Source organism: Peptococcus niger, from assembly GCF_900101835.1.
GTDB classification, from domain to species: Bacteria; Bacillota; Peptococcia; order Peptococcales; family Peptococcaceae; genus Peptococcus; species Peptococcus niger.
Genome location: NZ_FNAF01000002.1, coordinates 164,863 through 177,935 on the forward strand (window position 1 = coordinate 164,863; position 13,073 = coordinate 177,935).

General features: G+C 46.2%; 13 protein-coding genes and 1 pseudogene. 12 read left to right on the plus strand and 2 right to left on the minus strand.

The features are described from left to right. The first annotated feature begins 22 nt into the window (after nt 1-22). From BLQ16_RS02600 to BLQ16_RS02620, 5 genes are all read left to right on the plus strand, one after another. On the plus strand, nt 23-631 hold the full coding sequence (locus tag BLQ16_RS02600; RefSeq protein ID WP_091791195.1) for a class I SAM-dependent methyltransferase: 609 nt from the start codon (nt 23-25) through the stop codon (nt 629-631). A 27-nt stretch (nt 632-658) separates the two neighbouring features. Beyond that, complete coding sequence (locus BLQ16_RS02605; protein ID WP_091791196.1) at nt 659-1,285, plus strand: L-2-amino-thiazoline-4-carboxylic acid hydrolase; 627 nt, start codon at nt 659-661, stop codon at nt 1,283-1,285. A 51-nt stretch (nt 1,286-1,336) separates the two neighbouring features. Then, a complete protein-coding gene (locus BLQ16_RS02610; RefSeq protein WP_091791197.1) occupies nt 1,337-2,275 on the plus strand; it encodes an alpha/beta hydrolase in 939 nt (312 codons plus the stop codon). A 306-nt stretch (nt 2,276-2,581) separates the two neighbouring features. Beyond that, nucleotides 2,582-3,100 (plus strand): MgtC/SapB family protein, encoded by a 519-nt coding sequence (locus BLQ16_RS02615; protein WP_091791198.1) that lies wholly within the window; start codon nt 2,582-2,584, stop codon nt 3,098-3,100. Between the two features lie 284 nt (nt 3,101-3,384). Next, nucleotides 3,385-4,875, plus strand: a complete 1,491-nt coding sequence (locus BLQ16_RS02620; RefSeq protein WP_091791199.1) for a DUF438 domain-containing protein — start codon at nt 3,385-3,387, stop codon at nt 4,873-4,875. A 210-nt stretch (nt 4,876-5,085) separates the two neighbouring features. On the opposite strand, the gene BLQ16_RS02625 is transcribed toward BLQ16_RS02620, so the two are convergent. Together BLQ16_RS02625 and BLQ16_RS02630 are read right to left on the minus strand one after the other, a co-directional pair. Further along, a complete protein-coding gene (locus BLQ16_RS02625; protein WP_341443768.1) occupies nt 5,086-5,457 on the minus strand; it encodes a DUF488 domain-containing protein in 372 nt (123 codons plus the stop codon). Next, nucleotides 5,447-6,118 carry a Crp/Fnr family transcriptional regulator gene (locus tag BLQ16_RS02630; RefSeq protein ID WP_091791200.1) on the minus strand — a complete coding sequence of 224 codons (672 nt, stop codon included), beginning with the start codon at nt 6,116-6,118 and terminating at the stop codon, nt 5,447-5,449. Before BLQ16_RS02630 ends, BLQ16_RS02625 begins: the two co-directional genes overlap by 11 nt. Nucleotides 6,119-6,207: 89 nt before the next feature. Between BLQ16_RS02630 and BLQ16_RS02635 the strand changes: the two genes are divergently transcribed. The 7 genes and pseudogenes from BLQ16_RS02635 (at nt 6,208) to feoB (ending at nt 13,068) form a co-directional block, all read left to right on the plus strand. Beyond that, nucleotides 6,208-6,879, plus strand: a complete 672-nt coding sequence (locus BLQ16_RS02635; protein WP_242868931.1) for a cupin domain-containing protein — start codon at nt 6,208-6,210, stop codon at nt 6,877-6,879. Nucleotides 6,880-6,901: 22 nt separating this feature from the next. Then, entirely contained in the window at nt 6,902-8,113 is a 1,212-nt protein-coding gene (locus BLQ16_RS02640; RefSeq protein ID WP_091791201.1) for an oxygen-binding di-iron domain-containing protein, read from the plus strand. Between the two features lie 180 nt (nt 8,114-8,293). Then, nucleotides 8,294-8,620, plus strand: coding sequence for a cupin domain-containing protein (locus tag BLQ16_RS02645; RefSeq protein WP_341443769.1), 327 nt, complete (start codon nt 8,294-8,296; stop codon nt 8,618-8,620). A 69-nt stretch (nt 8,621-8,689) separates the two neighbouring features. Beyond that, nucleotides 8,690-10,116: pseudogene (locus BLQ16_RS02650) on the plus strand (IS3 family transposase). Between the two features lie 321 nt (nt 10,117-10,437). After that, nucleotides 10,438-10,725 carry a FeoA family protein gene (locus BLQ16_RS02655; RefSeq protein WP_242868932.1) on the plus strand — a complete coding sequence of 96 codons (288 nt, stop codon included), beginning with the start codon at nt 10,438-10,440 and terminating at the stop codon, nt 10,723-10,725. 17 nt (nt 10,726-10,742) lie between these two features. Continuing rightward, on the plus strand, nt 10,743-10,976 hold the full coding sequence (locus BLQ16_RS02660; RefSeq protein ID WP_091791202.1) for a FeoA family protein: 234 nt from the start codon (nt 10,743-10,745) through the stop codon (nt 10,974-10,976). A gap of 79 nt (nt 10,977-11,055) precedes the next feature. After that, nucleotides 11,056-13,068 carry a ferrous iron transport protein B gene (gene feoB, locus BLQ16_RS02665; protein ID WP_159427953.1) on the plus strand — a complete coding sequence of 671 codons (2,013 nt, stop codon included), beginning with the start codon at nt 11,056-11,058 and terminating at the stop codon, nt 13,066-13,068. Nucleotides 13,069-13,073 lie beyond the last annotated feature (5 nt).

The window sequence follows — 13,073 nt, forward strand, 5'->3', positions numbered from 1 at the left end:
TAAGTATCGATCGGAGGAAGCGATGTTTCAACATTTTTTAGAAAATTTCAGAAAGCCGGAAGACAATTTTGCCGGCAGATTGATGTTAAGAAGTATGAATCAAGGCCATGAAAAATTAGCGAAGTGGGGAAGGTCTTACTTAAAAATCAATAAAGAAGATACCGTCTTGGATTTAGGCTGCGGCGGCGGACGGAACATCGAATATTTTTTGAATCAAGGGGCCAAAGTTTACGGCATGGACCACTCAGAAACCAGTGTAAATATGGCGAGTGAGCGAAATAAAGAAGCGATCATATCCGGCAGATGCCAAATTCTCGTGGGCGATGTAAAGCGCCTTCCCTTTAAAGATGAATCCATGGCCATTGTCACCGCCTTTGAAACGATTTACTTTTGGAACGATATCCGGGTATGCTTTGAAGAAATTTATCGCGTGTTAAACAAAGGCGGACAGTTTCTCATATGCAATGAAGTCTCGTCGATGAAAAGAAGAGATGTAAGGATATTAGCCGGGAAGATTACCATGGAAGTCTACACACCCGACGACTTGACGAATATGCTTACGAAAGTCGGCTTTTCCTGTGCATACCATTTAGACAGAAAAGAACAACTGGCATTCATAGCGACCAAATGATTGAAAGAAAGGCACGAGGGGGATTCGATGAAATATCGCCGATTTTATTTCAGTTTATTTCAACATCCGATGAAAAAAGTCTTGGCGGAAACATACGGCCGGGCCTATGCCGGCGAGATCATTAAAAAAAGTAAAAAAGTGTATCGAAAGTTAGTCGAAGAGGCGGAGGATATCGGCGAGGATAATCCCATGGCCTACAACGAGATGTTTGCCCTCGTGTTTGTCGCCCCCTATTTAGCCAGCGAGAAAAAGATTCCGCCGGAAATCGTGCAGGAGACGATGCGTCGATCCCTTTATTTTGTCCGGCCGTATTTTTCTCTCGTCGACCTCAATACGAAATGGGGGAAGGCGGCCAATAAGAAAAACATCCTGAAGTATGTCAAATGGTATACGCCGGAAAAAGAAAAGCGCTACCCCACGTCATTTAAAGTTGATTTTGTGGGCGAGCCCTACGAGGGCGCCTGCTATTACAGAATCACCCGTTGCCCCATTTGTGCCTACACCGAGAAGCTCGGCGTAGCCGAATTAATGCCCCTGTTCTGCGAGCTGGATGAGGTGATGATTGGCCTTCAGCATGGCGTGCTCCACAGAAAAGGCACCATCGCCAACGGCGCGGATTGTTGCGATTATTTTATTACAGGGGATAGGGAATGAACCGAAAGCATGGGGGAAACCGGATGGAAGGCTGCTTTCAAGGAGGGAAAAATGAGTTTAACGTATAAGATCGCATCGACCATCGTAAGGCTGCTCGGAGTCAAAAAGATGTTTTTAAAAAACAAAGAAGAGATGCTCGCCTATGCAAGGAAAGAAAATGCGAAAGTAGTCTTCGATTTAAAGAAGGCAAAAAAGCGGGCCGAGAGAAAAAACTATTTTCTTTTCCACAGAGAGGTCATGGGATGCAGGCTGCTTTCATACCAAAAAGATCAAAGGCCTGCAGACGGGGCGGTTCTCTATCTCTTCGGCGGCGGCATGATTACGCAGCCGGACAAATTGGATTTTTCTTTGGCGGAAAGAATCATGGAGAAAACGGGCAAAGATGTTTGGTTTTTGTTTTATCCCCTTTGTTCGGAGGATGTAAAGGTGGATAAGACATACGACGTTTGCTTTGAAACCTATCGGCTGATGACCGAAACTTACAAGGCGGAAAACATCGGCGTTTTAGGATTTTCGTCAGGCGCTTGTCTTTCCCTTGGGATCTTTCTACATAACAATGCCTTAGGCCGGCCCCTTCCCATGCCGGGGAAGATTATTTCCATATCTCCCGGCGGCGTTCCCGATGTCAATCTCGATGAAAATAAAGAAATATGGGAAAGGGTCAATGAATTGAACCATAAAGATATTATGATTGAGCCGACCTATTTTAAAACGGCGAGAGAGATTTTAAAGGGAGATAAAGATATCCTGGAATATATGTTGGACGGAACGGTAGGCGATTTTACGGACTTTCCGAAAACATACTTTTATTACGGAGAAAATGAATGCCTCTACGCCTATGCGGACGAATTTAAAAAAGCCATGGAAAAATACCGGGCGCCCTACGAAATCACTGTCGGAAAAGGGATGTGCCACTGTTACCCTTTGGCGCGGTTTTTCAGAGAAGGCAGAGAGGCGCAAGATGAAATCATTGAATTGCTGAAGTCTTAAAAAGCGCAAATTTTATGAAAGCATCTATGAAGGTAGGTGCTTTTCTTATGCCAAATTTCAGGAAACTTTCCATGCACGGAAAAGGCGCAGGACAATCCAAGGAGGATGCGGCATCGCAGACGCTCACCGCCACCTGCCTTTGGATACTTTCAATTTGTTACTAGCCTTAAGGCCCCCGTCTTGATGTATAATTATTACCGTGATAATCTTAATACATATTAAAATTCGGCGCATCTCGAACGAGGATTGGCTTTTACGAAATAAATTACTTAAACCGGTACGAGGCGGGATAGAAGGAGGCAGGGAATGAATGTATTATTAGTGGCAGGCAGAATCATTCTGGAGGCCTTTTTAGGGGCGATTATCGGCATCGAGAGGGAAACGAAACACAAAGCCGCCGGCTTCCGAACCCATATTATCGTCAGTGTCGGCGCCTGCTTAATTATGCTCATAGGTATCGACGGCGTTGATAAAGTATCCGGCAGCGGAGGCTGGGATGCCTTAAGGATTCCCGCCCAGGTTGTCAGCGGCATCGGCTTTTTAGGTGCCGGCACCATCCTTCAAACAAAGGATGGGATATCGGGCCTAACCACCGCCGCCACCTTGTGGCTATCTGCCGCCATCGGACTCGCCGTGGGAATCGGCTATTATGAAGGCGCGATTATAGCGACCGTCGTCTGCCTGGTGACCTTGATCTCGCTCATGGGATTCAGCGATGCGCTCAATGAGCGAACGACAGTATCTTATATTATGGTATTTAACAGTACTCTTAACTGTCAAGACATCTGTTACACTTTGAGAAATACTCTTCTACTACCTGATTAGGACTTTTGAAGTCTAGACTTGTCTTTGCCGTTCGGTTATAAATGAAGCGTGAAAACAGAAGGTCTTTAAAGCTTTAAATCTTAAAGGCCTTTTTTCTATGCCTTGGTATAGTCGGGAGGTATGGGATGATGATGGGGCGGTTATGATGGAAAGATTTCGTGCACTGTTTCCAAAATTGGCCGTGAGATCACCCCTTGATCACCAACGACCGTTGTTGAAACAACATACTTAGGATCTTTTTTCGGTTATGATTAAGAAAAAAGAAGCGAAAGGAGTCGATTGATATGACAAAGAAACTTGATTTAAATAAAACGGTCTTCGAACTGACACAGGAATACCCGGAACTGGTCGATATTATGGCCGGGCTCGGATTTACTGAAATTACAAAAAAAGCCATGTTGCATTCTGTGGGTAAAATGATGACCATCCCAAAGGGTGCGAAGATGAAAAAAATTTCCATGACGGATGTGATGACTGCGTTAATGAGCCATGGGTTTGAGCCGGTGGGCGATATGCTGGATATGGCTTCGGTTGCGAATGCACAAGGGCAGGAAGAAAATACAAGCCATTCTTCTTCTGAGCGTAGGGAGCAATTGAAGGCTTATCTGAAAAGGCTTGGCGACGGAGAAGCCTTGGAAGATGTCAGGAGAGACTTTGTCCGCGATTTCGGAGAAGTGGAGGCATCCGAAATAATGGAAGCGGAGCAGGAGCTTTTGAAGGAAGGCACGCCCCTCAGCGAGGTTCAGCGACTGTGTGACGTTCACTCGGCGCTGTTTCACGGATCCACCACGGAAGAGAAAATCGCCAATGCCGAAAAGGAAGTGGAGGCCTCGGTCTTGAGGAGAAAGGCGCAGGAGGCAGGGCAAGAGAATAACGTTAGGGCCGCGGTGCCGGAAGAAATCCCGGGTCATCCCCTATACACGCTAAAGAAAGAAAACGAAACACTGACTGAGCTGCTGGCAAAATTTAAAGAGAGCAGAGATGAATCGCTCCTTTCTCAAATTCGCGAGCTTTCAATTCATTACGCCAAGAAAGGCGATCTTCTCTATCCACTGCTCAACGTTCGTTACGGAATATCCGGTCCTTCCGATGTGATGTGGACGGTCGACGATGAAATTCGCGACGTCCTCGCTTCCCTTGTGAAGGAAAAAGAACATGGCGAAGCATGGAATGCCCGCCTGGATGCCGTGCTTACTCGTGCGGAGGAGATGATTTATAAGGAACAGAACATTCTCTTTCCCATCTGTGCGGATAATTTTTCGGAAGAGGAATGGTACGGCATTTATCGGGATGCCAAAGATTACGCCGTCTGTTTCGGCGTAGAAAAAGAGATGTGGAGCGATGCCGAAACCATGGCGCAGACGGTGGCTGAAGCCTCGGAAGGGGAGATCCTCATGCCGGGCGGCCGTTTGACCATTGAGCAACTGATCGCCCTATTAAACACGATCCCCATGGAGATCACCTTTGTCGATGCAGACAATATCAATCGCTTCTTCGACGAAGGGCCGAAGGTATTCAAACGCCCCCTCATGGCGCTGAACCGCGAGGTGTTCTCGTGTCATCCGCCGAAAATCGAGCCCATGGTCCGTCAGATCATCGATGATTTCAGACACGGACGTCGCGATTCTGTGGAAGTATGGATGGAAAAAGAAGGGCGTACCATGCTGGTTCGATACATGGCCGTGCGGGACAAGGGCGGCAACTACCTCGGCACCCTGGAATTGGTACAGGACATGGAGTTTGCGAAAGAACACTTTCTCGGGACTCAAGCCTGATTTTCGAAACAAAAAAGAATCTCTGTCGCTATCATGGACAGAGATTTTTTTTTGATATGTTGTACATTCCACATAATCATCACATATCTCGTGAAGGTGTCCGGACCATGTGTTTTAGGCGATCGTCGAGCAAACAAATGATGCCACAAGATATGCAGAGTTCTGTGCGCTGTGACTTCCGCTTTCCTTGCATGGGATCAAGCGTTTATCTTACGGATCGGTCCTTTCCTCCAACCATTCTTTCAAGACAACGGCATGATTATACTTCTCGTCTTTTGCACCGTACAGCAGAGTTACCTGTTGATCCTGTGCTTTTTGCATGCACAACTTTTTGAATTCTTGTGACGCCGGGTTTCTATTCAATTCCTGTCTGTAAAGCGCCTCAAACGCATCGTATTTTGCAGGATCATGAGAAAACCATTTTCGAAGTTCCTTTGATGGAGCAATTTCCTTTGCCCATAAATTGATTCGAGCATTTTCCTTTCTTATGCCCCGCGGCCAGAGCCTGTCCACGAGCACGCGGAAACCATCGGTGTCCGCCGCCGGCTCATAAATGCGCTTGCATCGAAACTCATTCATCATGTACGACCTCCTTCAATATAAATTCATTTTTACGGTAAGTAATAAGCCCTTCCGCTTGCATTTTAGAAAGTTCTTTTGACATGGCACTGCGGTTCACGGCGAGGTAATCGGCGAGCTGTTGCCGATTAAAGGGGATGGTAAAGTGCGCGCTTCCGTGTTCCAAGGCCTGCTCGGAAAAATAAGACAGGAGCCTTTCCCTTAAAGATTTGGAAGCGGTATGTATCATGCGAGAAGACATGTTTAAATTTTTTTGAGCAGAGATGCGAAGCATATTCTGAAGGATGCGATTATGATAGGTACATCCTTTCCGACAGGTCGTCAAAACATGTTTTACATTTAGAAAGATGATGTGGGTATCTTCGCAGGCGATGACATCGCACAGGAGCTCTTTTCCGGGAATGACCGCGTAGTTTTCCGCAAAGACCTCTCCCTTACCTACATGTCCGAAAATAATGCTGTTACCCCAATAAAGGTTTACGACGATATTGACGCTTCCGGATGCCACGAGTCCGAATTCATCCACAGGCGACCCGGCTCGGAAGACGACGTCGCCTTTTTGAAATTTCCGCTCATAGGCGCCGAGGCAGAGAAGAAGCTCTGCAATTTCGTCTTCTCTAATACCGCGAAAAAGCTGTGTGTTTGCGAGAAAAAAAGTATTCATAAAAGCCTCCGATATGTTGTCAAAACAACGTATGTGTTGCTACGATTTTATTATACTATAAATAGAAAGGCGAGAGAGGAGGAGAAATCATGAATGACATGGAGGTCAACGAAGAGAAAACCGTTGGCGAAGTCTTTTCCATAGGAAAGGAGAATCCGCCGATTCCGGGATGCACCGTCTCAAAAGCCTTCGGCGGCGATAAGGGGATCATCTTTTTTTCCCTGGCGAAGCATACGGATATCAGCGCAGAAATTTATCCCTACCATAAACTATTGATCGTGGCAAAAGGCAGCGTGGAGGTTTACGGAAATGACGGCTTTAGGCAAATGTTACGCGCCGGAGAATGCATCTTAACATGGGCCGACATCCCCGTGGGCATGCAAACGACAGAAGGCAGTGTCTATACGGAAGTTTGCATAGGAAAGGAGAGTAGGATGAACGAACTAGTTAAAGCAGGAGAAGTTTTTAGGCTGGAAGACCTTGTTCCTTATGGAGAAGGGAAGATTGTCAACATGGACGTGGTGCATAATGACAAGATGAAGCTTGTGGTTATGGCCTTTGACGAAGGCACGGGCCTTTCGGAGCACGCCGCTCCCGGCGAGGCAATTGTCTTCGCCTTGGACGGCGAGGGCGTGATTGAATATGAGGGAAAAGAGCATGTCATTCGTGCCGGCGAAAATTTTCATTTTGCAAAGGGCGGTCTCCACTCGGTAAAAGCGACAAAGAAGTTTAAGATGGCACTTCTTCTAACCTTGGAATAAAAAGAAAGGGAGATGAAAAATTATGAAAAAACAAATCAAGAACAATGTATATTGGGTCGGAAAAATTGACTGGGAACTTCAGCAATTTCACGGAACAGAATACTCCGTGCACAATGGATCCAGCCAAAATGCTTATTTGATCAAAGAAGAAAAGACGGTATTAATTGACACTGTATGGACTCCTCATAAAGAAGAGTTTGTAAAGAATCTTAAGAGTGAAATCGAGTTGAAGGAAATTGACTATATCGTTATTAACCATGGAGAGCCCGATCATTCAGGGTCTTTATTAGAAATTATGGAGGAAATTCCAAATACTCCGATTTTCTGTACAGCCAATGGTAAAAAATCGCTCGTTGGGCAATATCATCACCCGGAATGGGACTATAGGGTTGTAAAAACCGGGGATTCTGTGGATATAGGAAACGGAAAGCAATTAGTGTTTGTAGAAATGAGAATGCTTCACTGGCCGGATTCAATGGCAACTTATTTGACCGGAGACAATATCTTATTTTCCAATGATGCCTTCGGTCAGCACTATGCCCTAAGTGAACTCTTCAACGACAAGGCAGACCCGACCATTCTATGGAATGAAGCGATGAAGTACTATGCGAACATTTTAACGCCTTTTTCGTCTTTTGCTAAAAAGAAGATTGAGGAGATTGTAGCTATGAACCTGCCTATAGACATTATTGCAACAAGTCATGGTAGTATTTGGAGAGAGAATGCCCTTGAAATAGTAGAAAAATATGCTGAATGGGCAGATGCTTATAAGGAAGATCAAGTCACAATTATCTACGACTCAATGTGGGGAGCAACCAAAAAAATTGCCCACAAAATTGCAGATGATATAAGAGAACTCTCCCCGTCCACCAGGACAAAGGTTCTGTCTGTGGCAGAAATGGACAGAAATGACATAATGACTGAAGTTTTTAAATCGAAGGCCATCGCTGTAGGCTCTCCCACAGTCGGACAATCTGCAATTACCACGATTTCGGGCTGGTTACACTTCCTTCAAGAACTTAAATTTAAAGACAAAGTAGCAGGAGTTTTCGGTTCCTACGGATGGTCGGGAGAAGGGAACAAAGTTTTACGAGAAGAACTCGAAAAGGCAGGTTTTAAACTTATAGACGAAGAATTAAAGGCTTCTTGGATGCCGGACGATGAGTTTTTAAAAGGAACTGAAAAGTTTGCTAAGTCTTTACTGGATGCCTCGACTTTTGAAAAGAAAAATTAATAAGAGCGAATGTGCTATTTTTTCAATAAAAGTTGTTAATGTCCAATTGACAGAAAGATCTTATTTTTGCAAGTGGTGCAAGTTGGAGACGGCATCGTCACATTGGCGGGCACCCCTATGGGCATGGGAACAACAGAAGGCAGTGTCTATACGGAAGTTTGCATAAGAAAGGAGAGCAGGATGAACGAATTAGTTAAAGCAGGAGAAGTTTTTAGGCTGGAAGACCTTGTTCCTTATGGAGAAGGGAAGATTGTCAACATGGACGTGGTGCATAATGACAAGATGAAGCTTATGGTTATGGCCTTTGACGAAGGCACGGGCCTATCGGAACATGCCGCCCCCGGCGAAGCAATCATATTCGCTTTGGACGGCGAGGCCATGATCGGATATGAAGGAAAAGACCACACCATTCGCGCCGGCGAAAATTTTCATTTTGCAAAGGGCGGTCTCCACTCAGTAAAAGCCACAAAGAAGTTTAAGATGGCACTTCTTCTAACCTTGGAATAAAAAGAAAGGGGACTCGTGAACTGACCCCCAAAAGTTGGACCAAGAAATCCAACCTTTGGGGGTCTTTTAATGGCAAAATACAGTTATGAATTGAAGAAGAAAATCGTCGAAGAATACTTGAATGGAAAGGCAAGTCATAAAATCCTGGCTAAGAAATACCAAATTGGCGAATCACAGATTGAACGCTGGGTCAACAATTACAAACATTTTGGCGATGAAGGTTTAATGCGCTCTAGAAATAAACGTGAGTACAGTGTAGCGTTTAAGTTGGAAGCCATCACACGCTACGAAACGAGCGAATGCAGCTACCAACAACTGGCCCTTGAACTCGGTTTGACGAATCCGTCCATCATCGCCAACTGGCGCAGGCAGTACTGAGAGGAGGGCATTGAGGGGTTGCGACCACATAAGCGAGGGAGACCTGTGAAGAAGAAAGACGACCACAATCAAAGACCGAAGTCTTCAATGAAAAATGAGCCCCTTGATCCGTCCACACGTGAGGCATTGGAAAACCGCATCAAAGAATTAGAAGCGGAGAACCGGAACCTCATCATTCAAAAGATGTTCTGGGAACAGCTAAGGAGTTTGGTGAGGGAAGAAGAAATGAGCAAAAGGCGAGGATCATCACCAAACTCCGAGAACAATTCCAACTAACAGAGATTCTTGCCGCCATCAACTTTCCAAAATCCACCTCTATGTACTGGCAGAAAAAGTGGAGCGAAGAAGATAAAGACCAAGCTTTAAAAGACGAAATCCTGGCCATTCGGCAGGGCCACAAAGACTACGGCTACCGAAGAATCCACCTGGAACTGAAGAACCGTGGTTGGGCCGTAAACAAAAAGAAAGTTCAACGACTGGTTCAGGTCATGGGCCTTCAAGTCCGCTCCTACGGCAGGAAATACAAGAAATACAACGCCTACAAAGGCGTCGTCAGCAAAATCAAGAAAAATCGAATCAATCGACGCTTTAACACCTGCATCCCCTACCAAAAAATTACCACCGACACCACGGAATTCAAATACTAGGTCGAAGATCAAGCAGGGAAACTTCAAACAAAGAAACTATACCTTGATCCATACATGGACATGTACAATCTGGAAATCATCAGCTACGTCCTCTCCGACCAGCCCAACGGCGTCAACATGCTACGGGGCTTAGAAGAAGCCATCGAACAAAGCAAGGCCTGCCCCTACCGGCGTACCTTCCACTCCGATCGCGGCTGGAGCTACCAAATGACCGCCTATCAAGCCATGCTGGAAGAACACCGCATCTTCCAGAGCATGTCCAGAAAAGGCAACTGCTACGACAACGCACCCATGGAAAACTTTTTCAGTGTCCTGAAAAGAGAAATCTACGACGGCTACGTCTACCGAAGCCGACAAGAACTTGTCCGGACTATCGAAGACTTCATCCGCTACTACAACAACGATCGAATCAAAGAAAAGTTAGGAGGCCTGAGTCCAAAGCAATACCGTGAACGAATGACATCCGCATAGAAGGAATGTTATGTAAAACAAAATCGAGCAAGGGAATTGCTTACTCGATTAAGTCCAACTTTATGGGGTCATTCTAGCAAGCACCTGCCTGCGGTGCTTTTTTTATGAAAAGAGCTTTGGGTAAAGGGGCTGCTTATGACCAGGTTAAAAAATATTTATTAAACGGGGTTAACTGAAGTTGACAAAGTTACTTAAAAATGCTAAATTAACAGTGTTAACAATAAGCAACTGAAGAGGTCTATTATAGCTACTGTCCAGGTAATAGGTCTTACCCGTTGAATAGTATGAAATAGGCGGCGGCATTGGTTAGGAGGAATGGATATGAGTTTCTTGCAAGGTACGGCAGAAGATGCTATTGATGCAACAAGCACTGTCAACCAGGTGGGGATGCGTGTGCCTCTAATGCAAGTTCAACGCGGTGAAACCGTCCGTGTTGTGAAAATCGGCGGTCGCGATGCGACACGTCGGCATTTGACAGAATTAGGCTTTGTGCCGGATGCTGCAGTAACTGTGGTAACGGAAAGCAACGGCAACTTAATCTGTGAAGTGAAGGGCGTACGAATCGGTCTGGATACGGAGCTAGCAAAGCGGATTACAGTTATTGTATAGGAAAAGGAGTGAGGACTGTGGGAGAATCCCGCACCTTAAAAGATTTACAGCCGGGTGAACAAGTGGTCATTACAAAAATTGTCGGCGAAGGCGCTGTGCGCCGGCGGCTGATGGATATGGGCTTGACCCGGGGAACGCAGGTTTACGTGCGAAAGGTAGCGCCTCTAGGCGATCCGATTGAAGTAACGGTGCGTGGCTATGAACTGTCATTGCGCAAGGGCGAAGCCGAGCATGTGGAGGTCGACGGTTAAAAAGTCGACCTTTTATAATCCATAAAAATTAGCTAATGCTTATTGGATTAAGTGTGAACAGAAAAAAGGAGGGTATATTTTGTTGAAAATCGCTTTAGCCGGGAACCCGAACAGCGGGAAGACCAGCTTATTCAATGCCTTGACCGGCGCTAAGCAACACGTCGGGAACTGGCCGGGGGTTACTGTTGAACAAAAAACCGGTCAATTAAAACGTCATCATGATGTGGAAGTGGTGGACTTACCGGGTATTTATTCCTTATCCCCCTATTCCCCGGAAGAAATTATTTCACGAAATTATATTATTAACGATCATCCTGATGTCTTGGTGAATATTATTGATGCCACCAACTTGGAGCGAAACTTATATCTGACGACTCAATTGTTAGAAACCGGGGCACCTTGCGTCTTGGCCTTGAACATGATGGACTTGGTGCAAAAACGGGGCATTAACATTGACCCGAAAAAACTGTCCCAGGCTTTCGGCGGGGTACCGGTTGTAGAAATTTCCGCCTTGGAAAATACTGGTATTGACAAGCTGATTGAAACGGTTTTGAAGGTGGCTAAAAAAGAAGACTACCGCGACCGGTCCTTTGCTTATACGCCGGAAATTGAAAAAGCCTTGAAGTCTATTGAGGACATTGCAGGCCTGGAAGGTCCCTCGGCACGCTACTATGCCATTAAATTCTTTGAAAATGACGAACGGATTGACCAGGAATATCCTTTAGCTCCGGCCGTTCGTGATGAGATTAGAAGCTTGGTAGAAGCCTTGGAAGATGCTGAAGACAATGACGCGGAAACCCTGATTTCCAATGGGCGTTATGAATACATTGGCAACTTTATCCACGGCATTATGGAGCGGCCTCATCAAAAGGATAAGCTCAGCAATTCGGATAAAATCGACGCCATCGTTACCAACCGGATTTTGGCTTTGCCGATTTTCGCTTTGGTTATCTATGCTATTTATTTTGTTTCCATTCAAACCATCGGTGGCTGGTCTCAGGACTGGGTTGGTGACGCTTTCGGTGCTTTAGGCGAATGGGTCAACGGCCAATTAACCGCCCTGGGCGTTCATAAACAGTTGGTTGGCCTTATCTGCGATGGGATCATCGGCGGTGTCGGCGCAGTGCTCACCTTCGTGCCCCAGCTCATGATCTTGTACTTCTTCCTGTCCTTCTTGGAAGGCTGTGGCTACATGAGCCGGATTGCCTTTATCATGGACCGGATTTTCCGCCGCTTCGGCCTTTCCGGGAAATCCTTCATTCCCTTCTTGATGGCCACCGGTTGCGGTGTACCGGCCATCATGAGTACCCGGACCATTGAAAATGAACGGGATCGTCGCATGACCATCATGGTAACGACCTTCATGCCCTGTGGGGCCAAACTGCCGGTTATTGCTCTTTTTGCCGGGGCCCTTTTCCCGGACAATTCTTTCATCGCACCGGGCTGCTATTTCTTGGGTATTTTCTCCATCATCCTCAGTTGCCTGGTCTTGAAGGTAACCGCGCTCTTTAAAGGCGAACCGGCCCCCTTTATCATTGAATTGCCGGAATACCGCCTACCGAAATTCACCAACCTCATCTTCATGATGTGGGAAAAAGCGAAAGTCTTTGTTTATAAAGCCGGGACGATTATCTTCGTCTGCGTTATTGTCATTTGGTTCTTGGCCAACTACAACTTCCACCTGGAAACGGTCAGCACCGACCATTCCATCTTGGCAGCCCTGGGCGGTTTTGTGGCACCGATTTTTGCCCCCCTCGGCTGGGGAACCTGGCAGGCAGCGGCCGGCGCTGTTTCCGGCTTGGTGGCGAAAGAAAACCTCGTGTCAACCTTAGGGGTCCTCTTTAGCCACATTGACGAAGCTGACGAAACGTCTGCGCCGCTTTTGCAACAAGTTGCCATGCATTTCACACCGGCAGCCGGTTTGAGCTACTTGGTCTTTAACCTTTTATGCGCCCCCTGCTTTGCTGCCATTGGGGCCATTAAACGGGAGATGATGAGTGGCAAGTGGACCCTGATCGCCATTACCTATCAAACCGTCTTTGCCTATATTATTGCCCTCTTGATTTATCAGATCGGTCGCTTCTTCCTGTAGACCGC

Bases quoted from the DNA above. Each gene is read 5' to 3' on its own strand.
- BLQ16_RS02600 (WP_091791195.1), top strand. From the start codon at position 23: ATGTTTCAACATTTTTTAGAAAATTTCAGAAAGCCGGAAGACAATTTT.
- BLQ16_RS02605 (WP_091791196.1), top strand. From the start codon at position 659: ATGAAATATCGCCGATTTTATTTCAGTTTATTTCAACATCCGATGAAA.
- BLQ16_RS02610 (WP_091791197.1), top strand. From the start codon at position 1,337: ATGAGTTTAACGTATAAGATCGCATCGACCATCGTAAGGCTGCTCGGA.
- BLQ16_RS02615 (WP_091791198.1), top strand. From the start codon at position 2,582: ATGAATGTATTATTAGTGGCAGGCAGAATCATTCTGGAGGCCTTTTTA.
- BLQ16_RS02620 (WP_091791199.1), top strand. From the start codon at position 3,385: ATGACAAAGAAACTTGATTTAAATAAAACGGTCTTCGAACTGACACAG.
- BLQ16_RS02625 (WP_341443768.1), bottom strand. From the start codon at position 5,457: ATGATGAATGAGTTTCGATGCAAGCGCATTTATGAGCCGGCGGCGGAC.
- BLQ16_RS02630 (WP_091791200.1), bottom strand. From the start codon at position 6,118: ATGAATACTTTTTTTCTCGCAAACACACAGCTTTTTCGCGGTATTAGA.
- BLQ16_RS02635 (WP_242868931.1), top strand. From the start codon at position 6,208: ATGAATGACATGGAGGTCAACGAAGAGAAAACCGTTGGCGAAGTCTTT.
- BLQ16_RS02640 (WP_091791201.1), top strand. From the start codon at position 6,902: ATGAAAAAACAAATCAAGAACAATGTATATTGGGTCGGAAAAATTGAC.
- BLQ16_RS02645 (WP_341443769.1), top strand. From the start codon at position 8,294: ATGAACGAATTAGTTAAAGCAGGAGAAGTTTTTAGGCTGGAAGACCTT.
- BLQ16_RS02655 (WP_242868932.1), top strand. From the start codon at position 10,438: ATGAGTTTCTTGCAAGGTACGGCAGAAGATGCTATTGATGCAACAAGC.